General features: G+C 64.6%; 25 protein-coding genes. 9 read left to right on the top strand and 16 right to left on the bottom strand.

Annotation, left to right across the window (positions count from 1 at the left end; translation table 11 throughout):
- Positions 1–37: 37 nt before the first annotated feature.
- Positions 38–955 carry a LysR family transcriptional regulator gene (locus P9A16_RS05765; RefSeq protein ID WP_023517077.1) on the bottom strand — a complete coding sequence of 306 codons (918 nt, stop codon included), beginning with the start codon at positions 953–955 and terminating at the stop codon, positions 38–40.
- Between the two features lie 116 nt (positions 956–1,071).
- Here P9A16_RS05765 and P9A16_RS05760 point away from each other — a divergent pair, with 116 nt between their 5' ends.
- Together P9A16_RS05760 and P9A16_RS05755 are read left to right on the top strand one after the other, a co-directional pair.
- The gene (locus P9A16_RS05760) at positions 1,072–1,290 is read left to right on the top strand and encodes a hypothetical protein (protein WP_024271527.1); all 219 of its coding nucleotides are present in this window, start codon (positions 1,072–1,074) and stop codon (positions 1,288–1,290) included.
- A 105-nt stretch (positions 1,291–1,395) separates the two neighbouring features.
- On the top strand, positions 1,396–1,599 hold the full coding sequence (locus P9A16_RS05755; RefSeq protein ID WP_023516964.1) for a hypothetical protein: 204 nt from the start codon (positions 1,396–1,398) through the stop codon (positions 1,597–1,599).
- A 105-nt stretch (positions 1,600–1,704) separates the two neighbouring features.
- Here P9A16_RS05755 and P9A16_RS05750 read toward each other — a convergent pair whose 3' ends face one another.
- On the bottom strand, positions 1,705–2,313 hold the full coding sequence (locus tag P9A16_RS05750) for a GNAT family N-acetyltransferase (RefSeq protein WP_023516965.1): 609 nt from the start codon (positions 2,311–2,313) through the stop codon (positions 1,705–1,707).
- A gap of 298 nt (positions 2,314–2,611) precedes the next feature.
- Between P9A16_RS05750 and P9A16_RS05745 the strand changes: the two genes are divergently transcribed.
- The gene (locus tag P9A16_RS05745) at positions 2,612–3,619 is read left to right on the top strand and encodes a GlxA family transcriptional regulator (RefSeq protein ID WP_023516966.1); all 1,008 of its coding nucleotides are present in this window, start codon (positions 2,612–2,614) and stop codon (positions 3,617–3,619) included.
- A 38-nt stretch (positions 3,620–3,657) separates the two neighbouring features.
- Here P9A16_RS05745 and P9A16_RS05740 read toward each other — a convergent pair whose 3' ends face one another.
- From P9A16_RS05740 to P9A16_RS05720, 5 genes are all read right to left on the bottom strand, one after another.
- Positions 3,658–4,902 carry a GGDEF domain-containing response regulator gene (locus tag P9A16_RS05740; protein ID WP_024271528.1) on the bottom strand — a complete coding sequence of 415 codons (1,245 nt, stop codon included), beginning with the start codon at positions 4,900–4,902 and terminating at the stop codon, positions 3,658–3,660.
- A 221-nt stretch (positions 4,903–5,123) separates the two neighbouring features.
- Positions 5,124–5,951, bottom strand: coding sequence for a response regulator (locus tag P9A16_RS05735; protein ID WP_024271529.1), 828 nt, complete (start codon positions 5,949–5,951; stop codon positions 5,124–5,126).
- Between the two features lie 186 nt (positions 5,952–6,137).
- On the bottom strand, positions 6,138–6,401 hold the full coding sequence (locus P9A16_RS05730) for a hypothetical protein (RefSeq protein WP_037409439.1): 264 nt from the start codon (positions 6,399–6,401) through the stop codon (positions 6,138–6,140).
- A 147-nt stretch (positions 6,402–6,548) separates the two neighbouring features.
- Entirely contained in the window at positions 6,549–9,026 is a 2,478-nt protein-coding gene (locus P9A16_RS05725; protein WP_023514139.1) for a mechanosensitive ion channel family protein, read from the bottom strand.
- A gap of 104 nt (positions 9,027–9,130) precedes the next feature.
- Positions 9,131–9,688: a DUF924 family protein gene (locus P9A16_RS05720; protein WP_023514138.1), complete on the bottom strand. Its 558-nt coding sequence runs from the start codon at positions 9,686–9,688 to the stop codon at positions 9,131–9,133.
- 152 nt (positions 9,689–9,840) lie between these two features.
- Between P9A16_RS05720 and P9A16_RS05715 the strand changes: the two genes are divergently transcribed.
- Both P9A16_RS05715 and P9A16_RS05710 read left to right on the top strand, forming a co-directional pair.
- Positions 9,841–11,238, top strand: a complete 1,398-nt coding sequence (locus P9A16_RS05715) for a M10 family metallopeptidase C-terminal domain-containing protein (protein WP_023514137.1) — start codon at positions 9,841–9,843, stop codon at positions 11,236–11,238.
- Positions 11,239–11,552: 314 nt separating this feature from the next.
- The gene (locus P9A16_RS05710; RefSeq protein WP_037409425.1) at positions 11,553–11,858 is read left to right on the top strand and encodes a DUF3307 domain-containing protein; all 306 of its coding nucleotides are present in this window, start codon (positions 11,553–11,555) and stop codon (positions 11,856–11,858) included.
- A 27-nt stretch (positions 11,859–11,885) separates the two neighbouring features.
- On the opposite strand, the gene P9A16_RS05705 is transcribed toward P9A16_RS05710, so the two are convergent.
- Entirely contained in the window at positions 11,886–12,785 is a 900-nt protein-coding gene (locus P9A16_RS05705) for a hydrogen peroxide-inducible genes activator (protein ID WP_023514135.1), read from the bottom strand.
- Between the two features lie 168 nt (positions 12,786–12,953).
- Between P9A16_RS05705 and katG the strand changes: the two genes are divergently transcribed.
- Entirely contained in the window at positions 12,954–15,128 is a 2,175-nt protein-coding gene (katG, locus tag P9A16_RS05700; RefSeq protein WP_023514134.1) for a catalase/peroxidase HPI, read from the top strand.
- A 101-nt stretch (positions 15,129–15,229) separates the two neighbouring features.
- Here katG and P9A16_RS05695 read toward each other — a convergent pair whose 3' ends face one another.
- The 4 genes from P9A16_RS05695 to P9A16_RS05680 form a co-directional block, all read right to left on the bottom strand.
- The gene (locus P9A16_RS05695) at positions 15,230–15,409 is read right to left on the bottom strand and encodes a hypothetical protein (RefSeq protein WP_023514133.1); all 180 of its coding nucleotides are present in this window, start codon (positions 15,407–15,409) and stop codon (positions 15,230–15,232) included.
- Between the two features lie 95 nt (positions 15,410–15,504).
- The gene (locus P9A16_RS05690) at positions 15,505–16,536 is read right to left on the bottom strand and encodes an ABC transporter ATP-binding protein (RefSeq protein WP_024271530.1); all 1,032 of its coding nucleotides are present in this window, start codon (positions 16,534–16,536) and stop codon (positions 15,505–15,507) included.
- Complete coding sequence (locus tag P9A16_RS05685) at positions 16,524–18,218, bottom strand: ABC transporter permease (RefSeq protein WP_023512530.1); 1,695 nt, start codon at positions 18,216–18,218, stop codon at positions 16,524–16,526. Before P9A16_RS05685 ends, P9A16_RS05690 begins: the two co-directional genes overlap by 13 nt.
- A 17-nt stretch (positions 18,219–18,235) precedes the next feature.
- Positions 18,236–19,213: an ABC transporter substrate-binding protein gene (locus P9A16_RS05680; protein ID WP_023512529.1), complete on the bottom strand. Its 978-nt coding sequence runs from the start codon at positions 19,211–19,213 to the stop codon at positions 18,236–18,238.
- A 405-nt stretch (positions 19,214–19,618) separates the two neighbouring features.
- Between P9A16_RS05680 and P9A16_RS05675 the strand changes: the two genes are divergently transcribed.
- On the top strand, positions 19,619–20,509 hold the full coding sequence (locus P9A16_RS05675) for a DMT family transporter (RefSeq protein WP_023512528.1): 891 nt from the start codon (positions 19,619–19,621) through the stop codon (positions 20,507–20,509).
- A 107-nt stretch (positions 20,510–20,616) separates the two neighbouring features.
- Here P9A16_RS05675 and P9A16_RS05670 read toward each other — a convergent pair whose 3' ends face one another.
- The 4 genes from P9A16_RS05670 to P9A16_RS05655 all read right to left on the bottom strand — a co-directional run bounded on the left by P9A16_RS05670 (position 20,617) and on the right by P9A16_RS05655 (position 23,286).
- A complete protein-coding gene (locus P9A16_RS05670; RefSeq protein ID WP_023512527.1) occupies positions 20,617–21,351 on the bottom strand; it encodes a hypothetical protein in 735 nt (244 codons plus the stop codon).
- A 111-nt stretch (positions 21,352–21,462) separates the two neighbouring features.
- Complete coding sequence (locus P9A16_RS05665) at positions 21,463–21,696, bottom strand: tautomerase family protein (protein ID WP_023512526.1); 234 nt, start codon at positions 21,694–21,696, stop codon at positions 21,463–21,465.
- A gap of 43 nt (positions 21,697–21,739) precedes the next feature.
- Complete coding sequence (locus tag P9A16_RS05660; RefSeq protein ID WP_023512525.1) at positions 21,740–22,564, bottom strand: hypothetical protein; 825 nt, start codon at positions 22,562–22,564, stop codon at positions 21,740–21,742.
- A gap of 110 nt (positions 22,565–22,674) precedes the next feature.
- Entirely contained in the window at positions 22,675–23,286 is a 612-nt protein-coding gene (locus P9A16_RS05655; protein ID WP_023512524.1) for a TerC family protein, read from the bottom strand.
- Positions 23,287–23,662: 376 nt separating this feature from the next.
- On the opposite strand from P9A16_RS05655, the gene P9A16_RS05650 reads away from it, so the two are divergent.
- Both P9A16_RS05650 and P9A16_RS05645 read left to right on the top strand, forming a co-directional pair.
- On the top strand, positions 23,663–25,138 hold the full coding sequence (locus tag P9A16_RS05650) for an NAD-dependent succinate-semialdehyde dehydrogenase (protein WP_023512523.1): 1,476 nt from the start codon (positions 23,663–23,665) through the stop codon (positions 25,136–25,138).
- Between the two features lie 208 nt (positions 25,139–25,346).
- Positions 25,347–26,594, top strand: coding sequence for a flavin-containing monooxygenase (locus tag P9A16_RS05645; RefSeq protein WP_023512522.1), 1,248 nt, complete (start codon positions 25,347–25,349; stop codon positions 26,592–26,594).
- Positions 26,595–26,613 lie beyond the last annotated feature (19 nt).

Here is a 26,613-nt window from a genome sequence, read left to right as displayed (position 1 = left end):
GCGGCCGGGAGGCCGGGCACCGCCGGCCCGCCGTGGTTCAGCAGGCGACCTGCAGCATATCCATCGGCCGGCGCTCCATGCGGGCGAAGGCGGCGCGGATATATTCCGCGACGGCGAGCGCCGGCGTTTCCGCCTCCTCGTTGACGACGAGGCCGATCAGGTAATGACCGAGATCCGGCAGGCCGTCCTTCTCGCCGAGCGCCACCATGTCGTCCCCCACCAGGAAGCGCGCGAGTGGCGCAACTGCAAGGTCCGCCCGGATGGCGGCGCGCTGGCCCATGTGATGGGCGCAGAAATAGGCGACGCGGAAATCACGACCCGACCGGCTCAGCTCCTCGAGCGCCCGCGCCCGCCAGATGCAGCCTTCTTCCCAGACCGATACCGGCAGAGGGTTCTTCAGATGCGCATTGCCGCAATTCTTGCCGGCCCAGACGAGCTGCTCCTTGAGCAGGATTTCACCGGGAACGGGAATGGTGCCGTCCGTGGCATTGAAGATGGCAAGGTCGAGCCGGCGTTCGGCGACGGCGCGGCGCAGATTGCCGCTCGTCTCGATCGATACATTGACGGCGATCGACGGATAGGTCTCGGCAAAGCGGCGGAGCACTTCCGGCAGGATGAGCTCGCCGACATCGTCAGGCGCACCGAGCCGCACCACGCCGTTCATTTCCGGCATCATGAAGCGTGACACCGCCTCGTTGCTGAGGGCGATCAGCCGGCGCGCATAGGACAGCAGCACTTCACCATGATGCGTCAGCACCACGGAACGCGCATCGCGGCGGAACAGCGTGCAGCCGAGCAGTTCCTCCAGCTTCTTGATCTGCATGGAAACGGCAGAGGGCGTGCGGTGCACCGTTTCGGCGGCCGTGGTGAAATTGCCGGTCTCGGCGATCGCCACGAAGGTTCTGAGGATGTCGAGTTCCAGCAAGGGGAGCGTCTGGCGCATCAGCAGGTTCATGCCTACCTCCATGGATCAGAAAATCTGAAGCAAACTGTCACTTCATTTCGTTTGATTGAAAACCGAGATGGGCGGATAGTCAACCTCACAAGCCACCGAGTGGAAGGAAAAACGCCATGGATACGCAGAAATCGTACGCAAGCGGCGCCGATCTCGCCGTTGCGGTTCGTGGAAACGGATTTTACTACGCAATACGGCGCTTCGTGGGCGACGCGATAGAAGCCCGCCGCCGGCGCAATGCCGCCCGCCACACAGCCGAAGAACTGGCACAGCTGCCATCCTACCTCAAGGACGACATCAACTGGCCGGCCGCCATCAATCATGAAGAACACTGATAAATCCAATCAAATATATTCGTTTGATTGATGCATAAGGTTGCGACATAGTCACGATCAAGGTCGCGACCTTTCGAAACCTCCCAAGCTCGAAAGGACCCTGAAATGGCAATAGCATTGGAACATCGTCCGGTACGGCGTGCGTCTGGCACCCGTCACACCGGCAACCTGTCTCATCCCCTCCGGGATGCCTTCGAACGGATCGTATCCGCCTGGCGGCGGTATCGCACCGAGCGGGAGCTGGAAGGCCTGTCCTTCGACCAGCGCAAGGATATCGGCTTCCGTTCGTGGGACAAGACGACACGATGACGGATGACTGTAGCGGCAATCCGCCGAAGAAAGACGACGCCGAAGACCGCCGGAGCTGACCGTCAAACGTCCCTCCGGCGGTTTTCTTTTATAGCATGCCGCGCCTCAGGGCCGCAGGATCGGCACCGCCGGCGCCGCCGTTTCCGGCAGGACGCCCGTCACTCGCGGATCGTCGAAGACCTCCACCTGGCGCTTGACCGGCGTGAATCCCGAGCGAATGTAGAAGGACAGAGCCTGCGGCGCGTCGAGCGTGCAGGTATGCACCCAGAAGCGGCGGATCGGCGGATGCCCGTCCCGCGACCAGGCACGTGCGATCGCCCGGTTCATCAGCCAGCGCCCCGTTCCGTTGCCGATCGTCGCCGGCGTCAGGCCGAAGAAGGCAAGTTCGCAGACACCCTCCTCGCGAAAATCCAGTTCCAGCAGCCCCTCGCCCTGCCCGTCCTTCATCACGGCATAAACCTCGACGTCGGAATGATGGAGAATTGCCTTGAGATCGGCCTCCGCCATGGCGAGGCGCGAGGCCCAGAGCCATTCGGCACCGATGCGGCCATAGAGGTCGCGATACCAGGCGATCTCCGGCCGGGCGATGTGCTGGAGCACGATTCCAGCCTGTTCGGGATCGGCGCGTCCGGGTGGCGGTGCCCGCATTTCAAGACAGGTCACCACGGCAGCGAGCTTTCCAGCCGGCACGTCCGAATATCCATCTGGCAGCATCGATTTCACCTTGCAAGAGTTCACTCCCCTATGTCGCGTGGCGGGGACACTTGTCAAACGGAACGGCGCGGCCTTCTTGCGTCGGCGCATGCTGTCGCAATCGGACGATGCCGGCGACAGGGTCGCAAATGTGCAAGTGCGGAGGCAAAGACACAATTCCGCCGGAAGACGCTGGCATTTCAGCGATACGCAGCGTGCCTCAGTCGTAACCATCCCTTTCGGTGTCGCAAAAATACTAGCGCACCTGCCGGCCTGCCTGCGACGATTGCGACATCGCGCCCCCAGCATGGACACTCCGATGAACAAGCAAAACGTCAAGAAGCGCTCTCTCGTTTTCTTCCTGGTGCCCAACTTCTCCATGCTGCCCTTCTCAGCGGCGATCGAGACCCTGCGCATCGCCAACCGCATGCTCGGCTACGAGGCCTATACCTGGCGCCTCGCCTCGACGGACGGCCAACAGGTTCTGTCCTCCAGCGGCATCGGCATCGAGGTGAATTCCTCGCTCACCGACGAGCGCAAGCACCTCGGCGGCGAGAGCCGCCCCTCCATGGTGCTGGTCTGTTCCGGCATCTATGTGGAGGATTTCTCCAACAAATCGGTCAATGCGTGGCTGCGTGAGGTCTACAACCGCGGCATCGCCGTCGGTTCGCTGTGCACCGGCGCCCATGTTCTCGCCCAGGCCGGCCTCCTCTCGGGCAAGCGCTGCGCCATCCACTGGGAAAACCTGCCGGGCTTTGCCGAGGCCTTTCCGCAGGTCGATGTCTACGCCGACCTCTACGAGATCGACGGCAACATCTATACCTGCGCGGGCGGCACTGCTTCGCTCGACATGATGCTGAACCTCATCGACCAGGATTTTGGCGAGAACCTCGTCAACCGCGTCTGCGAACAGGCGCTGACCGACCGCGTGCGCGGGCCGCACGACCGCCAGCGCCTGCCGCTGCGCGCCCGCCTCGGCGTACAGAACGCCAAGGTTCTGTCGATCATCGAACTGATGGAAAGCAATCTCTCCGAGCCGCTGTCCCTGCTGGAGATCGCCGACAGCGCCGATCTCTCGCGCCGCCAGATCGAGCGCCTGTTCCGCCAGGAGATGGGCCGTTCGCCCGCCCGTTACTATCTCGAAATCCGACTCGACCGCGCGCGCCACCTGCTGGTGCAGTCCTCGATGCCGGTGGTGGAGGTCGCGGTCGCCTGCGGCTTCGTTTCCGCCTCACACTTCTCCAAGTGTTATCGCGAACTCTACAACCGCTCGCCCCAGCAGGAACGTGCCGAGCGCAAGCTGACGCTTTCGGCCATCGCCCGCTGAACCGAAAAATGCTGGCTCAGGCCCCGCCTCGGCGGGGCTCAGCTTGCCAAGGCGCTCATCAGCGACAGCTCTGAGAAGACCCGGTTCCGGCCGGCATGCTTGGCCATGTAGAGGAACTGGTCGGCAGCGTTCAGGTAGTTGTCGAAGGTCTCCCGGCCGGAAATCGCCGCAAGGCCGGCGGAAACGGTGATCGTCAGGGGTTCGCCGTCCGCGTTGATCGGCTGGGCCGCCAGTTCCTGGCGAAGCCGCTCGCAGTAATCCAGCGCTTCCTCCAGCGGCAAGCCGTTGAAGATGATGCCGAACTCCTCGCCCCCGAGTCGCGCCAGAAGATGGCGATCGCCGACCCTGTGCTTGAGCCGGCGCGAGATGGCCTTCAGCACGATATCGCCGACCTCGTGGCCATAGGTGTCGTTGAGGCGCTTGAAATGGTCGATGTCGAGGATGGCGATCGACATGGGCTCGCCCCGGCGCAACGCCTGGTCGACGAGCCGTGGCCCCGCCTCGAAGAAGTAACGCCGGTTGTAGATGTCGGTGAGATAGTCCCGCGCCGCGATACGGTGCAGCGACTGCACGCGCTTCTGGATCGCGGCGACGTGGAAGATCCGGCTGTTGAACTCTTCGACAAGAAAGGGTTTCTGGATGTATTCATCGCCGCCGGCACGCAGGAAGCGGGCGGCGACCATGCGGTCCTCGGAGGTCGAAAGGCCGACGACCCGCACGGCATCGTCGCCGTGGCGTTGGCGGATCTCGCCCAGGAGATCGAAACCGTTCATGTCGGAGAGCGCGAGATCACAGACCACCATGTCGATGCCGCCGTGCGAATCGAGCGCATCGAGCGCCGCCGCACCGCTTTCGACCGCAATGATCTGGAAGCGCTGCTTGGCGATCAGGCTCACCTGCCGCTGCAGGCTTTCCGGATCGGAATCGACGACGAGCACCTGCGTCTTGCCGCTCGTCAGGATGCGGTCGACGGCCAGCACCAGCTGCTGGATCGCCGCCGGATTGTCCTTGACGACATAGTCGAGCACGTTCTTGGCGAGGATATGATCGCGGGTCGCATCGCTGAAGGAACCCGTGAAGACCAGCGGCGCGATCCCCTTCGAGATCACATAGTCGAGCGCTTCGCAGTTCGGCGCATCGGGAAGATTGAGGTCGAGCACGGCCAGCACGAATTCCGGCGCATCGCCTTGGAAGATCGCCCGGACGGCAGCCATGCTGGAGCAATGGGTGACGGCAAGCCCAAGCTCCCGCTCAAGCCTGTACCTGAGCGCGGTGGAGAACATGCGCGAGTCTTCCACAAGCAGCACCTGCTGGCCAGAATGGCGCAGAAATGCAGGCCCTCGCTGCGGATTTGGATCCACTCCCACGTCGTCCAGTACCCTGATGATGTTCCGGTCTGAAACGCATTACAAACCACCGGTTTTACCAACTGGTTAATCCGGAAAGAAATATCTTACGCTACGTAAGGGACATATCCGGGTGGATCACGGAAATGTCAGGAAAATCAGGCCGTAAGGCGCTGCTGAGCCGTCTTGATCTGGGTCAGTGTGTCCAGATTCTGATTAACGCGGCAGTAGAATTCCTCATCGATGAACGGACGCATGATGAAGTCGTTCCCGCCGGCCTTCAGGAAGCGCGCGGAAAGCAGGCGATCGGTCGAGGACGACACGCCGATGATGCGCAGCTTGTGCGATCCGATCGTACCGCGAATGCGCCGCGTCAGCTCGAAACCGTCGATGTCGGGCATGTTGTAGTCGGTGATCATCAGGCCGATATCGGGATTGGCTTTCAGCAGCGCAAGCGCAGCCGAGCCGTTCTCCGCCGTGCTGACGCGGAAATTGTAGCGCTTGAGGCGCGTCGTCAGCAGCGCCCGGGCCGTCGCGCTGTCATCGACGATCAGGACGTGGTGATTGTGATTGGTCAGGAAGCGGCAGACCGATTCGGCCAGCATATCGACGGCGAAGATGTTGTCCTTCAGGATATAATCGACGATTTCCTTGGAGAGCAGCTGGTCGCGCGTCTTCTGCTGAAACGTGCCGGTGAAGACAATCGTCGGAATGCTGAGATCGACGAGATAGTTCAACGCCTCGCCGTTCTCGGCGCCCGGCAGGTTGATGTTCGAGATCGCGAGCGTGATCTTGTCACTGGACTTGTCATAGGCAAGCTCCAGCTCCTCGAAGCTGCGGCATATCTCGACATCGATGTCGAAAAGTTCCTTCAGGCGCTTTGAGATCATGGATGTGAAGACATTCGAGTCCTCGGCAACAAGAATACGGTGATGCGAGAGAGACGCGCCGGAATACTGCATCCCGGAAATGCCGATAAATGCCATGATATGCCTTCGTGGTATGAATGTTCCCCAGGTTAAGACCTAGCGGCAACCCTTTGCGAAAGCGTTAAATTTAGAGGGCATCAAAAAGCGGGAAGCGATTCTCCGCCTCACCGCGCAAAACCCGTCGCCCTAAAGCAAAGCGGCGCGGTTCATCTTCCGCGCCGCAGCAAAGACCCATCCGGAAGCTTACTTGACCGAGGCCGAGCCGCCCTGGATCTCGACATTCTCGCCGCCGTTCAGCGCGATACGGTCGCCGTTCGGCAGGGTGACGAAACAGCCGGTCGGGCAGATCGTTTCCGTCGCTCCGGGCTCGAGCGCGACCTCCATACGGCTGCCGCCCTCAACGATGACGAGCACCTGGGTGTCACCGTCCTTGTTGGTCACCGAGGCAGCCATGGCCGGAGCGGACATCGCAGCCGATACCAGCAGCATCATGATCATTCGCTTCATCATTGCCCGGCGCCGCAGCGCCGCCCCTGTTTCACAAGCCCTGGAGGAACACTATCGCTCCTCGTCGGGATTTGCATGTGTTTTATGGGGAAACGGCTGAATGCAGCGTGAATGCGGCGTTCATGTGCCGCAAATCAGGCGCTCCGATCAGGTTTCGGGCACCTCGTCCGCGGTCTTGCCGCGCCGGCCCGCCACCTGCGGGCGCATCTTCTGCGTGGCCTGATCGAGCAGCGTGGTGATGAGATCGGCCCCTTCCGGCGAGATCTTGATCGGCACCTCCGCCGACGCCGGCGCGCCGATGGCGACGCCCTCGGTCCGGAACCGTTCGAGCACGGCGGCGCGCAGATCGGATTTCACGCCCGTGCCATTGAGGATATCCGCAAGGAAGGCACGGACCTCGAAATCCAGCGTCGAAGACGAAAAGGCCTGGAAGACCACCATCGGCTCCGGATTGCGCAAAAGCCCCTGCTGTGCACGCACGACCTCGACGAGGATTTCCTGCACCCTGCGCGGGTCGTTGCTGCCATGCACGCTGATCATCAGATCGACACGGCCGAGCTTGTTGCGATGCGTCCAGTTGCCGACCTGCCCGTTGATCAGCACCGAATTTGGCACGATCACCGTCTGGCGCTGGAAGGTCTCGATCTCGGTGGCACGTACGGAAATGCGGCGCACGAAGCCCTCGGTCGTGCCTGCCACCACCCAGTCGCCCACCTTGAACGGGCGTTCCGCCAGCAAAATGAGGCCCGAAACGAAGTTCGAGACGATGTTCTGCAGGCCGAAACCGATACCGAGCGAGAGGGCACCGGCGACGAGCGCGAGGCTGGACAGGTTGATACCTGCCGCCGATATGCCGACAAGGCCGGCCAGCGCCACGCCGGCATAGCCGACGGCGGTGCGTACGGAGTTGCGCACGCCCGCATCGACCTGACTGCGCGCCAGGACGTTGCCGTCCACCCATTTCTGGAACCAGCGCGTGATGACGAGGCCGGCGACGAAGAGCAGGATGCCCGCAAGGATGCCGATCAGCGAGATCGTGATGCTGCCGATACGAATCTCCGTGAAGATGCGGTAGGCCCAGGATTCGATGTCGGCGATCTGGAAGCCCCATTGCAGGAGAACCAGCGGCACGAAGAAGACGAAAATCAGCAGATAGATGCTCAGGCCCGCGGCAAGCCCCACCTGGTCGAGCGACACCTGCCCGAGGCCGAAGCGCGCTTCCAGCCGCTTGCCCACCGCCGTTTCGGCAAAGGCGTTGGGCGCGGAAACGGCGCGGCCGGAAAGGAAGCCGATATACATGGTTACGATGATCGCGCCGGTGACGACGATCTGCGTGGCGATGAAGCGCGCCATGCCGACATAGCCGAACAACGAGGCGAAGATGAGCCCGAGACCGGTCAGCATCAGGAGGATGAAGATCGATCGCGGCCAGGGGCGCCCCTGCGAATCGGGCGTTTCCCCCTGATGCAGCACCGGCTTGATGAAGGCAGTGACGACGAGCAACGCACCGATGACGATCGAGGCGAAGAAGCTCTTCACCACCGTTAGCACGACCGGAGAGCCCAGTGTTTCACTGATCGTGCCGAGGAAATAGTCGGCGCCGTTGACGAGGGCCATGCTGAAGATCAGCAGCCACAGAAGCTGCGCGCCACGATCGGAGACCCGCACCAGTCGCCAGTGGCCGTCGCCGGGCGACAGGACCGCATTGGCAAGCTGCGCCACGAAGAAGATCGCCACCATGACCCCAAGCGCCACCGACGCGATCGGCGCGATGTCGGAGCGCAGCACGTTGAACGTGTCGAGGAAGAAGTAGCTGGTACCGGCAAAGGCGCCGACGGCGATGCTCGGCAGGATCGTCGACCAGAAGGCGACGGAAAGCCGGGTGATATAGTGCGGCTTCTGCTGCTGTACGGCGCGCGTGATGAAGGGTGAGAACAGCCGGTAGCCGCCGGACAGCAACACCAGCGCTGCCATCAGGGAGAGCCCGACGGCGCCCAGAAGCTGCATGCGCTTGAACTTCCAGACGAACTGCAGCCAGGCCGTTACCGTACGCCCGAGCGTCGCCGTCTCGTTGCTGAGCGCACCGGTGGCCTCTGTGAAGAGCGCGGTGTTGACATCCGTACGCTTCAGGATCGCGTCGGTGAAAAGCTGCCGGCGGATTTCCGTGATACGGTTGGAAAGCTTCGTCGCCTCGATGGAAAGGTTCTCCGCCTCCCCGGTCAACGCATTGATCTCGTTGCGCTCCCCGGCAAGCTTCTTGCGCTCCTCCACCACGACGGCAGCTTCGGCCGGTGCCCCCTCGGCCGGCGGATCGCCCAGCTCGGTCTGGCGCGCCTTGATCGCCTCCAGCCGCGGCCGCGTCGCGACGGAGATGGCAAGGATCGTCCGGTTCAGCGCCTCGGCCTCGACCTTCAGTTCGACGAGCCGCGCATCGTCGTCCTTGAAACGGTCCACCCGCTCGCGAATCGCATTGAGCTGACCGGCGGCGCGATCGAGGTCGTTGCTCGCCTGCTCGAGCTGGGTCGCATCGACAATGGCGGGCGCGGCGGGCGTCTGCGCGCGGGCGGGCACCGCCGCGAGCAGGAGAACGGTGAAAAGGACGGAAAGAAGGCGGAAGGTCGGCAACAGGCCATCCTCAATTGAACGGAAACAGACGACGCAGCGCAGGCATGCGATTGCGCCCCTTCTACCCACGAATGCGGCCATTTTAAACCGGCCGGCCCGCGATGCTAGAATCCGGCACCCGGCTCGGCGAGATAGGCCTCCTCCTCCCGCGTGGAGACGCGGCCGAGGAAAGCGTTGCGATGCGGAAAGCGGCCATATTCAGCAATGACGTCCCGGTGGCGGACGGCATAGTCGAGATACATCTCGTCGCCATGCGCCTCGAACAGTTCGACGGAGAGGTCCTGGTCGGCCAGCGCTTCGGAATGCTCGAGCGGCATATAGAAGAAATGGCGCCGGTCATAGGGAACCGCCTTGTCGGCGCCCACCTCCAGCGCAAGGCGCGCTTCGCGCCGGGCGATCCAGTCGGTGGCGAAGGCCAACGGCGAGGCGCGGTACATATTGCGGGGAAACTGATCGAGAACGATGATGGCGGCAAGCCGCGCCTCCGGGCTCGCCCGCCATGACGCCGTCACCGCCTGCGAGAGGGCAAAATGCGTCTCGACGAAGGTTTCGCGCACATGCGCGTCGAGCCCCGGCGTCGATTGCCACCAGTCCTTTGCCGTCAGCGTCTCGCACCAGAAGTCGACGACCTCCTGCGGTGTCCTGATCCTGTTCTCGCTCATGCCGTCTGTCTCCGTTCGTCTTCGCCGCAATATGGCGGGGTGCGACCGGGTTGCAAGGGGGCGGCGTTAGCAAAGCGTTTGCCCTTTTCGTGAGCGCCGCCTTTACCTCGCCCGCGCTAGCCTGCGCGCACGCGACGAAAGCAGGGCCAACAATGCTGAAATTCACCGGTCTTTCCACCTCCGCCTACCGGAAGACGGGTTTCGACCTGCTGCTCGCCCTGGAGGGCTCGACGCGGCGCGCCTATCTCGACACGGCAGCCGATCCGGCGCCGACGATCGGCATCGGCTTCAACCTGCGCTACAATCTCGAACCCGTGCTGAAGGCAATCGCCGGCAGCAGCTGGAGCACGGCGCTGCAGGCCAAGCTGAAGGCCGTCATCGACCAGAGCTATTCCAGGGGAGAGACCGCGCTGCTCAACGGCCGGCTCGATAAGGTCATGGCCGACTGGAATGCGACGCGCGATCCAGCCGTGCCGAAAACCTTCGCCTTCTCGTCCGATGCCGAAATCCAGGCGGCGCTGACCGCGCTTTCGCCTCGCTACGAGAGGGCGATCGACACGTGGCTCGCCGGCATTCCCAACTCCACCGAGCGCGCCGTACTCTTCAGCATGGCCTACAACGCACCGTCCCTGCTCGGGCCGAAGCTGAAGGCCGCCATCCTGGCCGGCGACCGGGCGGAGGCCTGGTACGAGATCCGCTACAATTCCAATGGCAGCGGCCATGCCGGCATCGCCAACCGGCGTTATGTCGAGGCCGAACAATTCAAGCTCTTCGCCAGCGAGGGCACGGCGACGACCGCGGAAGCGCTCGATGCGGGCCGCATGTATGCCGCGCACCGGGAAAAGATTCTCTCCTATGAAGGCCGCTTTGATGCCGATACCGCCGGCCGCATCAAAGGGTTTTCGGGCATCGGTGCGATCTTCGAGGAATATGCCCCCGCCATCGTCAGGCTGAAGGCCGCCTATGGCATAGCCAAGGGCATGGCGCTGGAGGAACTGCAGGTCGCCTCCGCCACTCTCCGCAATCTCTCGGGCGACGGGACGGCGCACGACACGGCCTCCAACGATGCCGATCTCCTTGTTGGATCCTCGCACGCCAACACGCTTTCCGGCGGCCGCGGCAACGACGCGCTGGTCGGCCTTGCCGGAAATGACAGGCTCGATGGCGGTGCGGGAAACGACTGGCTGAGCGGCGGCACCGGCGCGGACAGGCTGACGGGCGGCGCTGGCGCCGACACCTTCGTCTTCCGCAGCGCCGCCGATATCGGCCTTGCGACACGCGACCGCATCGCGGATTTCGAGCCCGGCCGCGACCGCATCGACCTTTCGGCCATCGACGCCAACGGCTCTGAGGCGGGCCACAGCTTCACCCTTCTTGCGCGGGGCAAGGCCTTCACGGGCGAGGCCGGCGAGTTGCGCTGGCATACGACGACAGCGAAGGGCAAGGCCGTCACCATCGTCGAAGGGGATATCGACGGCGACAAGACCGCCGATTTCCGCCTCGACCTCGACGGCAAGCTGGCACTGAGCAAGGGCGACTTCCTGCTCTGACAATCGCTCGCCACCGCAGCGGACGCAAAACCGCCTTGCAGCTTTGCCACAGCGTCACGCTGGCGCCGCTTCTTCATTGAAACGCTGGAATGCCGGCGCTCAAACGCGGGTGCACCGGAAGGCGCGCTGCAGCGAATCTACGGGACGCAAACACGAGCCGAGGCGGGCAACCTGTTCCCCAGGGAACAGCGCGGCGCAGATGGTGCAATAAAACAACGGTTCACCCCGCCGATCGCATGGAACCCCGGCTGCCGGCGGCACGACCATAACGCCCAACCTGCACAGTTCATTCGATGACGAACGAAATTTTGACCATGGGTCTGCTGTTGTGCGCCGGGCATTGGCTCGCCGACTATCCCCTGCAATCCGACTTCCTGGTGAGGGCCAAAGTCGAGGGCCCCCTGCGGGCCTATCATCTCATCGCCCATGCCGGCATCCACGGCGCCGTGGTGCTGCTGGTGACGGGAAGCGCCCTGCTCGGCCTTGCCGAATGGGCCGTGCATGTCGTGATCGACGAGGCGAAGATCCGCGGGAAGATCAGCTTTGCGCAGGACCAGGCGCTGCACCTGCTGTGCAAGCTCATCTGGCTGATCATCAGCGTGGTGCTGATCATGCCGTGAGGGGACGGGAGCCCGTTCCGCGCCCATTCACCCCTGCTTCTTCAGGCCGGCATCGCGCACGATTTCCGCGATCGTGGCGAACTGGGCCGAAAGCGGATTGCTCTTGCGCCAGACCATGCCGATCGTTCGTGTCGGTCGGGGCTCGGCCAGCGACGATATGCAGACCGAGGCGGACCGGGTTTCCGTGTCGACGGCCATCTGCGGAATAAGCGTCACACCGATGCCCGCCCCGACCATCTGCACCAGCGTCGACAGCGAGCTTCCCTCCATCAGGTCACGCACCGACGACGCCCCGATATTGCAGACCGAAAGGGCCTGGTCGCGGAAGCAATGCCCCTCCTCCAGCAGCAGCAGCCGCATTTCATGGAGCCGGTCGGAACTCGGCACCGGCTTTCCGGCGTCCTCCAGAGGACGCACCAGCACGAACTCCTCGTCGAAGAGCGCGATTTCCTTGAGGGCCGGCTCCGAAATCGGCAGGGCGACGATGGCCGCGTCGAGCTTGGCTTCCGTCAGGTCCTCGATCAGCCGCTGCGTGATCGCCTCGCGCGGCCGGGGATCGATGCCGGGATAAAGCGTCGCCAGCGCCTTGATGATGTCGGGCAGAAGATAGGGCGCGACGGTCGGGATGACGCCGAGACGGAGGCGGCCGGCAATCGGCCCATGCGCTGCCCGGCCGAGATCCTCCAATTCGTCAACCGAACGCAGGATCGCCCGCGTCCGCTCGGCAAATTCCTCGCCCAGCCCCGTCAGCCGGATGCGCCGCCCGCCGCGCTCGACGAGCGGCACGCCCACCAGGTCCTCCAACTCGCGGATCTGCACGGAGAGCGCCGGCTGCGATATCGCGCAGCTCTCCGCAGCCCGGCCGAAATGACCGATGCGGGCAAGCGCCTCGAAATAGCGCAGATGTTTCATGGTCAGGCCATTCATAACCTGAGCATATCGGAGCATTTAGTTTTTACAATTGGAGTTTATGATTGGCCTTTGCTACGCCTTGGCAACCCGGAAGACGCTTCGCTGCGGCGCCGACCCAAGAGGCGCGCCTGCAAGTACCCTTCCGGTGTCCTGTCGAATCAAGAAAATCCGTTGGAGGACCAAATGGATACGAAGACGACGACGACCGGCAAGTGTCCGGTCATGCACGGCGGCGCCACCGCCCTCAACAATTCCGTCATGGAATGGTGGCCCAACGCGCTCAACCTCGACATCCTGCACCAGCACGACGCGAAGACCAATCCGCTGGGCAAGGGCTTCAACTACCGCGAAGAACTCAAGAAGCTGGACGTGGAAGCGCTGAAGGCGGACCTGCGCGCCCTGATGACCGACAGCCAGGAATGGTGGCCGGCCGACTGGGGCAGCTATGTCGGCATGATGGCGCGCGTCACCTGGCATGCCGCCGGCTCCTATCGCGCCGCGGACGGCCGCGGCGGCGCCAACACCGGCAACCAGCGTTTCGCCCCGCTTAACTCCTGGCCGGACAACGTCAACACCGACAAGGGCCGCCGCCTGCTCTGGCCGGTCAAGAAGAAGTACGGCAACAAGATCTCCTGGGCCGACCTGATCGCGCTCGCCGGCACCATCGCCTATGACGTCGCAGGCCTGGAGACCTTCGGTTTCGCCTTCGGCCGCGAAGACATCTGGGGGCCGGAAAAGGACGTCTACTGGGGTGACGAAAAGCAGTGGCTCGCCCCGAGCGACGGCCGCTATGGCGACGTCTCCAAGCCAGAGACGCTGGAAAACCCGCTCGCCGCCGTGCAGATGGGTCTCATCTACGTCAATCCGGAAGGCGTCAACGGCAAGTCCGATCCGCTGGCGACGGCCGCGCAGATGCGCGAGACCTTCGCCCGCATGGGCATGGACGACGAGGAAACCGTCGCGCTGACCGCCGGCGGCCACACGATCGGCAAGTCGCACGGCAATGGCAGCGCGGGTGATCTCAGCGCGGATCCGGAGGCCGCCGGCCCGGAATTCCAGGGCCTTGGCTGGATGAACACGAAGGGCCGCGGCATCGGCCGCAACACGGTCGTCTCCGGCATCGAAGGTGCCTGGACCTCCGAACCGACGAAGTGGGACAACGGCTTCTTCGAAATGCTGTTCAAGCACGAGTGGACGCTGACCCACAGCCCCGCCGGTGCGTCCCAGTGGGCGCCGATCACCATCGCCGAGGAAGACAAGCCGGTCGACGTGGAGGATTCCTCCATCCGCACCATCCCGATGATGACGGACGCGGACATGGCGCTCAAGGTGGACCCGATCTACCGCGAGATCTCGCTGCGCTTCAAGAACGACTTCGCCGCCTTCTCCGACGCCTTCGCCCGCGCCTGGTTCAAGCTGACCCACCGCGACATGGGCCCGAAGTCGCGTTACTTCGGCCCGGACGTGCCGGCGGAAGAGCTCGTCTGGCAGGATCCGATCCCGGCCGGCCGCACGGACTATGACGTCGCTGCCGTCAAGGCGAAGATTGCCGCCTCCGGCCTTCCGGCCGCAGATCTCGTCGCCACCGCCTGGGACAGCGCCCGCACCTTCCGCGGTTCCGACTTCCGTGGCGGCGCGAACGGCGCCCGCATCCGCCTTGCTCCGCAGAAGGACTGGGAAGGCAACGAGCCGGCGCGTCTCGCCCGGGTCCTCGCCGTCCTGGAGCCGATTGCGGCCGCGTCGGGCGCAAGCCTTGCGGACGTCATCGTTCTCGCCGGCAACTGGGGTGTCGAGCAGGCGGCGAAGGCCGCAGGCGTCGACGTCACGGTGCCCTTCGCACCGGGTCGCGGCGATGCGACGGCCGAGCAGACCGATGCGGACGGCTTTGCCCCGCTCGAACCGCTCGCCGACGGTTTCCGCAACTGGCAGAAGAAGGACTATGTGGTGAGCCCGGAAGAGCTGCTGCTCGACCGCGCCCAGCTCATGGGCCTGACGGCGCCGGAAATGACGGCACTCGTCGGCGGCCTCCGCGTCGTCGGCACCAACCATGCCGGCACCGCTCATGGCGTGTTCACCGACAAGGTCGGCGCACTGACGACGGACTTCTTCGTCACGCTTACCGACATGGGTTATTCGTGGGTTCCGACGGGCAACAACCTGTACGAGATCCGCGACCGCAAGACGGGTGCCGCCAAGTATACCGCGACGCGCGTCGACCTCGTCTTCGGCTCGAACTCGATCCTGCGCGCCTATGCGGAGGTCTATGCTCAGGACGACAACAAGGAGAAGTTCGTGAAGGACTTCGTTGCCGCCTGGGTCAAGGTCATGAACGCCGACCGCTTCGATCTGGCCGCCTGACCAAAAGACCAGCCCGGTATCCGGGAGCGACGCATATCCCTTCCCCCGCTTCGGCGGGGGAAGGCCTGCCGAAAGGCCCAATCGGCCTTGGCACCGTCGAACTACGAGGGATCTGCTGTTCCCTTGTAAGCCCCATCCGCGGATTTGGGCTTGCGGCCAGACGGCGCTTTTCCGGCGCGCTCGCGGGCATGGGCCTCCGGTCCGGCAACGATCACGCCCGGTTTCTTTTCTTCCCGGCGCTTGTCTTCCTTCGACCTGGCAACGTCAGAGATCTTGTCCATGGCTTGCTGTTCTCCGTTGAACGATCAGAGGCCTAACGAAGCCGCCGGTCCCTGGTTCCCCGGAAAACCCAAATGTCGCCTCTCCCGTTTCAGGGCTAGAGCCGCCATGCGGAAACAATTGTCACGGATACGGTGTCGCCCGGTGCCGGTTTCTCACGGCTGAAGGCGCGCAGGATCTGGCCGTCCGCCAGCGCCAGCGTCAGGCTGTAGCGCTCTCCCTCGTAGAGCGATGAGCGGACCTGTGCCGCGATCCCCTCGCCGCCCAGCACCACATCCTCCGGCCGAACGAGAACATCGGCCACCATGCCGCCGTCGGACACGGCCGACGCCAGCAGGGTCCGCAGCACCTCCCAGCCGAGTTTTCGGGGCATCCCCGCAGTCACCGCAAGTGAAAGAACGGCGCCGCGGCCGATCAGGCTGCCGACAAGCCGCCCCTCGGGGCGGGCATAGATCTCCTGGGGCGGCGCAACCTGCAGCAGCTCGCCCCGGGACATGACCGCAATGTCGGTGGCGAGCGCCATGGCCTCGCTCTGGTCGTGCGTGACATAGACCATCGTCGCGCCGGAGCGCTGGTGGAACTCGCGAAAGGTCTCCTCCATCTCCTGTCGCAGGTGCCTGTCGAGATTGGCCAGCGGCTCGTCGAGCAGCACGACATCCGGCTGGGTAACGAGGCAGCGTGCAAGCGCGACACGCTGGCGCTGGCCGCCGGAGAGGTCCGCCGGACGGCGCTCGGCGAGATCGGCAAGGCGCACGGTCTCGAGCGCCTCGACGATCCCGCGGCGATAGGCATCCTTCGAAACGCCGCGCACCTTCAGCGGATAGCCGACATTGTCGGCGACGCTCATATGCGGCCACAGCGCATAGGACTGGAACACCATCGCCATGTTGCGCCGCTCGGGTGGCAGGGACTGCGCGGGATCGGCCAGAAGCCGCTCGCCAAGGAAGATCGCGCCGTCGCTCGGCGCTTCGAAACCGGCGATCATCCGCAGCACCGTCGTCTTGCCGCAGCCGGACGGGCCGAGCAGCGCAAGGAAGCCCCCGTCGCGCACATCGAGCGAGACGCCCTTCACCGCCGGCCGGCCGGTGCCGAAATCCTTGCTGACATTGTTGAGGATCAGCTTCGCCACGGCACCACTCCTTTCGGCAGGTGCTTCGCAATCGTTTCGAGCAGCAGCATCATGGCGACGACCATGAACACCACGAGCACCGAGAGGGCGGAAGCGAGATCCGAGCCACCGCTGTCGTCGAGATTGTAGATCACGACGCCGAGCGTCTGCGTACCCGCGGACCAGAGCAACGCCGAAACCGTCAGCTCGTTGCAGGCGATGAGGAAGACGAGGATGACGGAGGCGCCGGCGGCAGGCGCCACCAGCGGGATCAGAATATCTCTCAGACGCACGAAAAAGCTGGCGCCGGCCAGGCGCGCCGCCTCCTCGAGCGCCGGATCGAGCTGGCGGTAGGCGCTGACGACGGGTTTCAGACTGACCGCGAAGAAGCTCGCGAAATAGGCAATGAGGATGATCCAGATCGTGCCGTAGAGCTTCACGTTGAAGACCGGCAGGGGCGCTGCGAAAACGAGGATGAAGGCGACGGCGATGACGATGCCGGGCAGCGCGTAGGGAATCTCGATCAGGTTCGCCAGGACGCGCACCGTCGCATCCCGCCGGCGCGTCAGCAGGTAGCCTGCAAGCACCGACAGGGCGAGCAGGCCGATGGCGGTGGCGGCGGCAAGGAACAGGGAGTTGGCAAAGGCGGTCCGGGTGATCGCCTGCCGCAGCAGGACCTCCTCGAAAGCATGGAAGGACAGGGTGTCGATTGTCAGCGGCACGCCATAGGCCGGCACGAGCGCACCGGCCACGAGTGCGAGAAAGGGCGCGACCAGCATGACGAAGAGGAGGACCACCAGCAGGGGCAGGAAGACGAAGCGCCATCGGCCAACGGGAAGGCATGCCGCCGTACCGGCCTGGCCGAGAATGCGATAGTCCCGGCCGCCGAGTGCACGCTCCTGCACGGCAAGCCCGGCCACCGAAATCAGCACGATGACGCCCGAAAGCAGTGCGACCTCGCCGAAGGTGCGATCCGTGAAGGCGGCGAACTTGGTGAAGACAAGGGTCGAGAGAGTGTAGATCGATGCCGGGATGCCGAGAATCGCAGGAATGCCGAAATTGCCGATACAGGAGACGAAGGCGATGGCGGCGCCGGCGATCATGCCAGGCAACGCAAGCGGCAGGACGATATCCCGGAACGTGCGCAGGGCCGAGGCGCCGGAAAGGCGCGCCGCCTCCATCCCGTCGCGGGGCATGTTCATCAGCCCGGCCCGCAGGGCCAGATAGACGAGCGGCGCATGCTGCACCCCGTAGAGCAGCGCAATCCCGCCGACCGAATAAAGCGGCTGCGGCGAGCCGAGCGACGGCGCGATGTGCAAGGCCTTCAGGAGCGGGCTTGCGGGGCCGGACATCTGCACCCAGGCCAGCGCCGTCACCTGCGGCGGGATCATCATCGGCAGCACGAAGAGAAAGCTGAGCGTTCCCCGGGCCGGCATGTCGGTCAAGGTCAGCAGGAAAGCGAAGAGCGAGCCGATCGCCAGCGAGATGACCGTGCCCAGAACGGCGGTGACGAGCGTGAAGTAAGTCGCCGACCAGAGCGCGCGATCGGTGAGCACGTCAAACGCGCCGCCATCGGCGAAGGCGATGATGCCGGTCACCGCCAGCCGCGCCAGGGGCAGCACGCTGAGGACGACAACCACGCCTGCTATAAGCGGAAGCAGCCAGATCGGCTGGCTGCTTCCCGGACGAACATAACCGTACATGAACGTCGCGGCGCGCCTCAGTTCGAGCCGAAGGAACCGGAGAACGTCTTCAGGTCCGCATCCGCGTTCTTCAGCGCGGTCGCCGCGTCGAGCGGCAGAACGCGGATGGTCTCGCGTGCGGGAAACCCTTCGGGCATGGCGATGCCGTTGCGTGCCGGGATGTAGCCGAGCTTGACGAAGCCTTCCTGCCCCTCGACCGAAAGAACGTAGTCGACGAACTTCCTGGCCGCCTCGGCATTCTTCGAGGATGCGAGGATGCCGACAGGCTCGGTCACGGCGGAAACGCCCTCGGCCGGGAAGACGAACGCGACGGGTGCCCCCTTCGCCTTCTCGCGGATCGGCATGTAGTCGACGACCATGCCATAGGCCTTTTCGCCCGAAGCGACCGCCTTCAGCACCGCACCGTTGCCACCCGCCGCCGTGACGCCGTTTTCGGCGAGCGCCTTGTAGTAATCCCAGCCGAGGCCATCGACGGCCGCCAGCGTCTGGGTGTGGATGAGGGCGGCGCCCGACGTCAGCGGGCTCGGCATGGTGGCAAGCCCCTTGGCCTCCGGCTTCGTGAGATCCTGCCAGCTTGCCGGCTTCATGGCGGCCGCGGTGTTGTAGACGATGCCGGTGGTAATCAGCTTGGTAGAGTAATAATAGCCGTCCTTGTCATAGAGGCTGGCATCGTAGTTTCCGGCTTCCGGCGAGGCATAGGCGAGCAGCTTGCCGTCCTGCTTCAGCCGTTCGAGCGTGACGGTATCAGCGATCAGCAGCACGTCGGCGACCGGATTGCCGGCTGCGATCTCGGCCTGGAGCTTGGCCATGATCTTCGGCGTGCCATCGCGCACCCAGTCGACCTTGATATCGGGATTGGCAGCCATGAAGCCATCGACGGTCGCCTGCGCGTCCTCGTTCGGCTGGCTGGTGTAGAGCACGAGATTTGCGGCGGAGGCCGGCAGGGCGGCGAAACTGGCGGCGAGGAGGGCGGCGGCGGAAACAAGGGTTTTCATGGGAGCATCCTTCCGGGAACGTCATCGCTCCCTACCCCGGTCGCTTGACACCTATGTGACACCGCCGCCTGCGCCGTGGCTACGGCCGGCACCCTGCGAACACGCCGCATGATGATGGAGCGTTGCCCTGCCCTGACTGGCGGACGACCTGCCTATGTTCAGCAGCACATCCAGGAGAAAAATAGCCAGCTAAGGATTTTCCATCATTGTAAAACACCTTGAACCTGCGCCCTTCGACCACCGGAAGACCTTCCATCGATGGCGCAGCGTACCGGGCTTGCCGCTGGAGGTCATACCGATCGCACCGGAACCGAAAGTCCCTGTTGACGGATGCAAGCAGCGCTGGACGAAGGCCGTCCGATCCCGCTTTAACGTCCCGGCACGACATGTAGCGATCGGAAGACGATGCCAATCCACGAACTTGCAGCACTCGGCGCGGCAACCTGCTGGGCCCTGACGGGATTGATCTCGGCAGGCCCCGCCGGGCATCTCGGCGCGCCAGCCTTCAACCGGGCGCGCCAGATCTTCGTCACCGCGCTCCTGGCATGTTACGTCCTCGCCACCGGAGTCTGGCGCGACCTGGACATGGCAAGCGCCGGCCCGCTGCTCCTGTCCGGCCTGATCGGCATTTTCATCGGCGATACGCTGCTCTTCGAAACGCTCAACCGCCTCGGCCCGCGCCGATCCGGCATCCTCTTCGCGCTGAATGCGCCGATTGCCGCGCTGCTCGGGTGGCTGGTTCTCGGCGAGACCCTGTCGCCCTTCGCAGTGGCCGGCATCCTGATGACCGCGTCGGGCGTGCTGCTCGCCATCGTCTTCGGCAAGCGCCGGGCGCAGATGCATCAATGGGAAACGATCAAGGGACCGCTTTCCATCGGCGTGCTGCTCGGTATCGGCGCTGCGACAGGTCAGGCTATCGGCTCCATCCTCGCCCGACCGGTCATGGCGACCGGGATCGATCCCTTCCTGGCCTCGCTGCTGCGCGTCGGCGTCGCCGCCTTCTGCCTCAGCATCCTGATCCAGCTACCGATTCCCTCCATCAAGCCGAAGGGACCGCTGACGCTGAAGGTCGCTGCGCTCACCGCCCTGACCGGCATCCTCGCGCTCGCCATCGGCATGACGCTGCTGCTGTTTGCCCTTTCCGGCGGAAAGGTCGGCATCGTCTCTACCCTGTCGGCCACCTCGCCGGTGATGATCCTGCCCATGCTTTGGCTGAAGACCGGCGAAAGGCCCGCCGGCGGCGCCTGGGCCGGCGCCCTCCTGGTGGTCGCCGGCATGGCTCTGATCTTCATGTAGGAGCAGCGTGCGCCGTCGCGGGAACACTTCGGGATGTCACCGCCGATACCGCCAGAGCCGGCCCCGCTCATCGCCGAAGGCTTCGAGCCAAAAATCCCCGAGCCTGTTCATTTCTGCCGAGACGGCACGACGAGCAGTCGCGACCAGGAGAGACCTTCCCCTTCACAGGTGATGCGCAGAACTTGCATGGAGCCGGCCCCGACGGGAAGGCTCCATGTTGCGGGATCCGCGAGCGTGCATGCGGAAAGATCGAGCGCTCCGTCATCGATCAGGTCCACCGCCGCAAGCGGGCCAAGCCGGTCATAGGGCTCCATCGCCGCGGCCAGCTGGTCGGCTGCAATCTCCCACCGCCGGCGCAGTTCCCCGGCCGTCAGCCCGTAGCGGGTTCCGTCCAGGTAGCGGACATCGATGCCGGCCTGCATGGAATAGGTCATGACATCCGGCGTTTCGCCCCGGGCCGATGCACTGCCCGCCGGCAGGGCCTTTCGCTCGGACAGAAGGTCGAAGGCATCCCGGCGCTGGGCCAGCGCCTCGTTCCGGATGCTCGGCGTCAGGCCGGATGGATCGCTCTCATAGTCCGGCACCAGCCGTGTCCTGTAGACCGGCCAAAGTGCCTCCTGCGCCGTAGCCGCATCGATGAGCACGACGAAAACCGTGCTGACGGTCGCGTTGTAGGATCCGAGATTGTCGCTGACGGTGCGCAGGACGAGAATTTCGCGGGCACCGACCCCAAACACCTCGTCGCGCACCGAGAGCGCGTCCGGCGGCGTTGCCATCGCCGTTGCGGCGGACCAGGTGAAAACCATCCCCGACACGAAGCCCGCCTTGCCCATCGATGTCATGCCCGGCCTCCTCGCGGTTCGGCTGCAATCCGTGCCGGCCGGCCTACCTCCCCCGCCTGGCACCGACCGAAGGTAAAAATACGGGGGCCCGCAGAACCGGCACCTGCGGCCTCAGTCTTCGGGACCGTAGCCCGGCATCCGGTAGATCCTGCCGGGTTGCCTCTGGATATCCGGCACATAGACCTTGGCCATCCATTCCTCGTCCTTGACGTCCTCGATCGCGACCGACACGAGGTCCTCGCCGCAACCAAGCGTCGTCGTGACGGCCAGGGTAAGGGCGTCGGAAAGTGCCTTCTTCTGCTCTTCCGTGCGCCCTTCGACCATCTTGAGTATCACATGCGGCATCGCTGCCTCCCTGTCGCGTTTCGCAGGCCGTGCTTCGCAGTGCCTACGGCCATTGTTTTGCCCATTCCTTCAGCTCCGCTCTTGCCTTCTCCGGCCAGCCCGTCACCGGGGCGGGAAAGACAGCGATCTTTTCGCCGTCCGGCTTCCAGGCCACATAGGCGCGACGGTCGCTCGAGGAGAGGAAGACCAGCCCCGCCTCGTCAAGGCATGCATGCGGGCGGCACGCAGTGCCGACGAAGTCGTCTCCCTTGAACTCACCGCTTCCCACGCCGCTCATCAATTGCTGGAACTGCGAGAAATCCGAGCCGAGCACCATCTTCAGGCTGGCGGCGATCTCGGCATTGGCAAAGGCGTCAGAGGGATGTGCGAAGGTGCGCTCCCGCAGATTGCCCCAGCCGCGCGTTTCGTCCGGCTGGAAGGCCACCGGCGCAAGCGGCGTCATGCCCCGGTCGGCGGTCCATTGCCAGCGCTCGGTATCCCGCCCGGGAACGCTCGCCGTCGAGAACAGCAGTGCCGGGCCATCCACCGAATGCGACACGGGCGTGCAGCTGTCGAGGGGACCGTCTATGCGCGGCGCCCCCTTTTCGGGAAAGGACAGCACGAAGGGGGAACCTTCACAGGCATTGCCCCCGACCGAACTCGTGCCCACGACCACGACCGTGCCGCCGAAGGCGTAGACGTCGTCCAGAAAGATGAGCGCATTGGTGTGCAGTTCCCGACCGTCGACGGTGAGCACCTTCTCGAAATCCCGCTCCTTGATCTCGATCGTGCGGCCCGCGATCTTTTCCAGCTCCACCGCGCCGGCGGATGGGGCAAGGCCGGCAAGGCAGCCAATGAGGGAAGCCGTGAGAATCAACCGTCGCGTCATGAAAATCTCCTGCACTTTGCCTGCAGGCTAGCCCGGCGCGGCCGTCTATCGCAACCGGGCAATCCCTTTTCAGGCAGGCAGCAACGGCGGCTGCCGCGAAGACGTCACGCCTAGCCAGCGGCCAGATAGGGCATCACCTCCAGCGCGCCGCGATAGATCATGTCGAGCGCGACATAGAGGATGATCGCAAGGCCGACATAGGCGATCCAGCGGTGCCTGTTGAGCAGATTGGCGATGAAATTGGCCGCGATGCCCATCAGCGCAATCGAGAGCGCAAGGCCGATGACCAGCACGCTCGGATGCTCGCGCGCGGCGCCGGCGACGGCAAGCACATTGTCGAGCGACATGGAAACGTCGGCAACGACGATCTGCGTGGCGGCCTGAAGGAAGGTCTTTTTCGGCGTGTCCTGCAGGCTCGCCTCCTCTTCCCCGCCATGGCCGGCATGCAGCTCGCGCCACATCTTCCAGCACACCCAGAGCAGCAGCAGGCCACCGGCGAGCAGGAGGCCGATGATCGCAAGCAGATGCACCGCGACCGTCGCAAAGGCGATGCGCAGCACGGTCGCCGCCAGGATGCCGACGAGGATCGCCTTCTTGCGCTGCTCGGCCGGAAGACCCGCCGCCGCAAGACCGATGACCACCGCATTGTCGCCCGCGAGGACGAGATCGATTGCAATGACCTGCAAGAGCGCCGTCAGTCCGGCCGCTGTCAGAATTTCCATGCTCCGTCACCTATTGGTATGCGCCGGCTGACGAACGTCTCGAAGGCACCGGCGATTGATGTGTTGCCCTGCGCGACCGGATCGGGTGCCCGCCGCGTCCCGCATGCCCATTCATCGCCGAAAGCCGGCGTGAGGTCAAAGTGCCACACCAACAATCCCCCGCCGCTTTTTGCCGCCGTCGGGCGCCGGCCCTGCGGCTCCCTCATGCGCAAACCGCCAGTTCCAAGGCCGCCGCAATCGCCAAGACGCAGGGTCGACGATCACAGGAAGGAGCCGGCCGAAAAGGGTGGCCGGAGCATGCGGCATCATCCCGATTGCAGGCGAGCGGTTGCTCGCCTATTGCATCTTCGAGGACGTCTCATCGGGAGGACACCGTTTGGCCCTGTCTCGCAATCTCATCAGCCGCCTGAAGAACCCGGCATTGTTCGAAGCGATCGGCGATCCCGCCTGGCTCGGCCTTGCCGCCGACAACCCCATCTTCGCGGTCTTCAATCCCGCCACCGGCGCACATCTGGCCGACATCCCCGACATGGGCGTCGTCGAAGCACGCACGGCGATCGAGCGGGCCGGCGAAGCCCAGACCGAATGGGCCGCGCGCACCGCGCGCGAGCGGTCCGACACGCTGTGGCGCTGGCACCAGCTGATCGTGCAGCACACGGACGACCTTGCGACGATTCTGACCGCAGAGATGGGCAAGCCGTTTGCCGAGGCGAAGTCCGAGGTCTCGCATGCCGCGGCCTATCTGCAATGGTATGCGGAGGAAGCGAACCGGGTCTATGGCGAAACGATCCCCGCCCCCTCCCGCGACCGGCGCATGATCGTCATCAAGCAGCCGATCGGCGTCGTCGGCGCCATCACGCCCTGGAACTTTCCTGCCTCGATGGTCGCGCGAAAGATCTCGCCGGCGCTTGCCGCCGGCTGCACGGTCGTTCTCAAGCCGGCAGAACAGACACCCCTCGTGGCTGGCGCGATGTTCGCGCTGGCGGAAAAGGCCGGCTTTCCGCCGGGCGTCGTCAACCTGATCTATGCCGCCGAGGGCGACGCCATCGGCCGCGAACTCTGTTCCAATGCGACGGTGCGCAAGATCAGCTTCACCGGCTCCACGGAAGTGGGACGGCTGCTGATGCGGCAATGCGCCGACCAGGTGAAGAAGCTCAGCCTGGAGCTCGGTGGCAACGCCCCCTTCATCGTCTTCGACGACGCGGATGTCGATGCTGCCGTCGACGGAGCCATCCAGGCGAAGTTCCGCAATGCCGGCCAGACCTGCGTTTCCGCGAACCGGCTCTATGTGCAGGCCGGCGTGCACGACGAATTCGCACGGAAATTCACCGAGCGGGTGCGCACGCTCTCCGTCGGCGACGGTTTCGACCCCGATGTCGCGATCGGCCCGCTGATCGACACCCGGGCGCTCTCCAAGATCGAGGCCCATGTCGCCGATGCGGTCGACCGTGGCGGCAGCATCCATTGCGGCGGGAAACGCATCGAGGGCGCCGGCACCTTTTTTGCACCGACCGTGCTCACCGGCATCTCGCGCGACATGCGCATCGCGCAGGAGGAGACCTTCGGCCCGCTCGCCCCGATCATCCGCTTCACGGATGCCGATGCGGTGGTGCGCGAGGCGAACGACACGATCTACGGCCTCGCCGCCTATTTCTACGCCTCCAATCTCAGCCGCGTTTGGCGGGTGGCGGAGGCCCTGGAATACGGCATGGTCGGCATCAACACAGGCCGCATGTCCTCGGAAGCCGCCCCCTTCGGTGGTGTCAAGCAGTCCGGCATGGGACGGGAGGGCTCCCGCCATGGCCTGGAGGACTATCTGGAGATGAAATATCTCTGCATGGGCGGCATCTGACGGCAAGCCCCGGCGAACCCGCCGGGGCCGCTCATCCCTTCCCGATCCACCGGCATGCCCTGCGCGCGCCCGCAGAATTCGGCCAGCTTAGCGGCCGCCTAATCAGCGCTGAATCAAACGCTCATGTCGGCGCTTTCCGCCTTCCACTACACATCGACCCCGATACAGCAGCAGGGGCCGGTGCTCCGGAAACGGGAAGGAAAGCGGCATGGCAGTGGAAAAAGTGGATACGCTCGTCATCGGTGCCGGTCAGGCGGGCGTTGCGATGAGCGAGCACCTCGGCAGACGCGGCCTTGCCCATCTCGTTCTCGAAAAAGCCCGTATCGCCGAAAGCTGGCGCACCGCCCGCTGGGACAGCCTCGTTGCCAACGGCCCGGCCTGGCACGACCGTTTCCCCGGCCTGACCTTTGCCGGCCTCCACGACGACGCCTTTGCCCCCAAGGAACAGGTGGCCGACTACTTCGTCACCTATGCGGAGAAGATCAAGGCGCCGATCCGCTGCGGCGTCGAGGTCAGGTCCGTGCGCAAGGAGGGAGACATCTTCCGCATCGAGACCTCCGACGGCGTGATCGAGGCGAAAAACGTCGTCTCCGCAACGGGTGCCTTCCAGCGCCCGGTCATGCCCGCCCTGGTGCCGGCGCAACAGGGCCTCACGCAGATCCATTCCAACACCTACCGCAATCCGGGCCAGCTGCCCGAGGGCGCAGTGCTGGTGATCGGAGCCGGCTCCTCCGGCACGCAGATCGCCGATGAGCTGCTGCGGGCCGGCCGACGCGTCTATCTTTCCATCGGCCCGCACGACCGGCCGCCGCGGCGCTACCGCGGCAAGGATTTCTGCTGGTGGCTCGGCGTGCTCGGCATCTGGGACCTCAAGGTGCCCGCGCCGAACACCGAGCACGTCACCATCGCCGTCAGCGGTGCCTATGGCGGCAACACCGTCGATTTCCGTCGCCTCGGCAATCGAGGCATGACCCTGCTCGGCCGGGCCGAAAGCTTTTCCGGCGGCGTGCTGCATGTCGCCCCCGACCTTGCCGACAACATTGCACGGGGTGATGCCAACCACCTCTCCCTGCTCGATCGCGCCGACGCCTATGCCGCCGAAAACCATCTCGACCTGCCGGAGGATCCCGAAGCACGCCGTCGTGAGGCGGATCCGGCCTGCCTGACCGATCCGATCCTCGCGCTCGACCTCAAGGAAGCCGGGATCAGCACCATCATCTGGGCGACGGGTTATGCGGTCGATTACGGCTGGCTGAAGCTCGACGCCCTCGACGAAAAGGGCCGCCCCGTCCACGACCGCGGCGTCTCCAGGGTACCGGGCCTCTTCTTCGTCGGCCTGCCGTGGCTCTCTCGCCGCGCCTCCTCCTTCATCTGGGGCTGCTGGCACGATGCGGATTACCTTGCCGGCTACATCGCCGAGCACCGCGGTACGGAGCGGATCGCCGCGGCCTCCTGAAATCCGACGGCGCCCAAAG

Origin of the sequence: Shinella sp. 838, assembly GCF_029623935.1 — a bacterium.
Taxonomy (GTDB): domain Bacteria; phylum Pseudomonadota; class Alphaproteobacteria; order Rhizobiales; family Rhizobiaceae; genus Shinella.
Note: the sequence above shows the minus strand (reverse complement) of the source record. Positions and strands in the feature narration are given on the sequence as shown.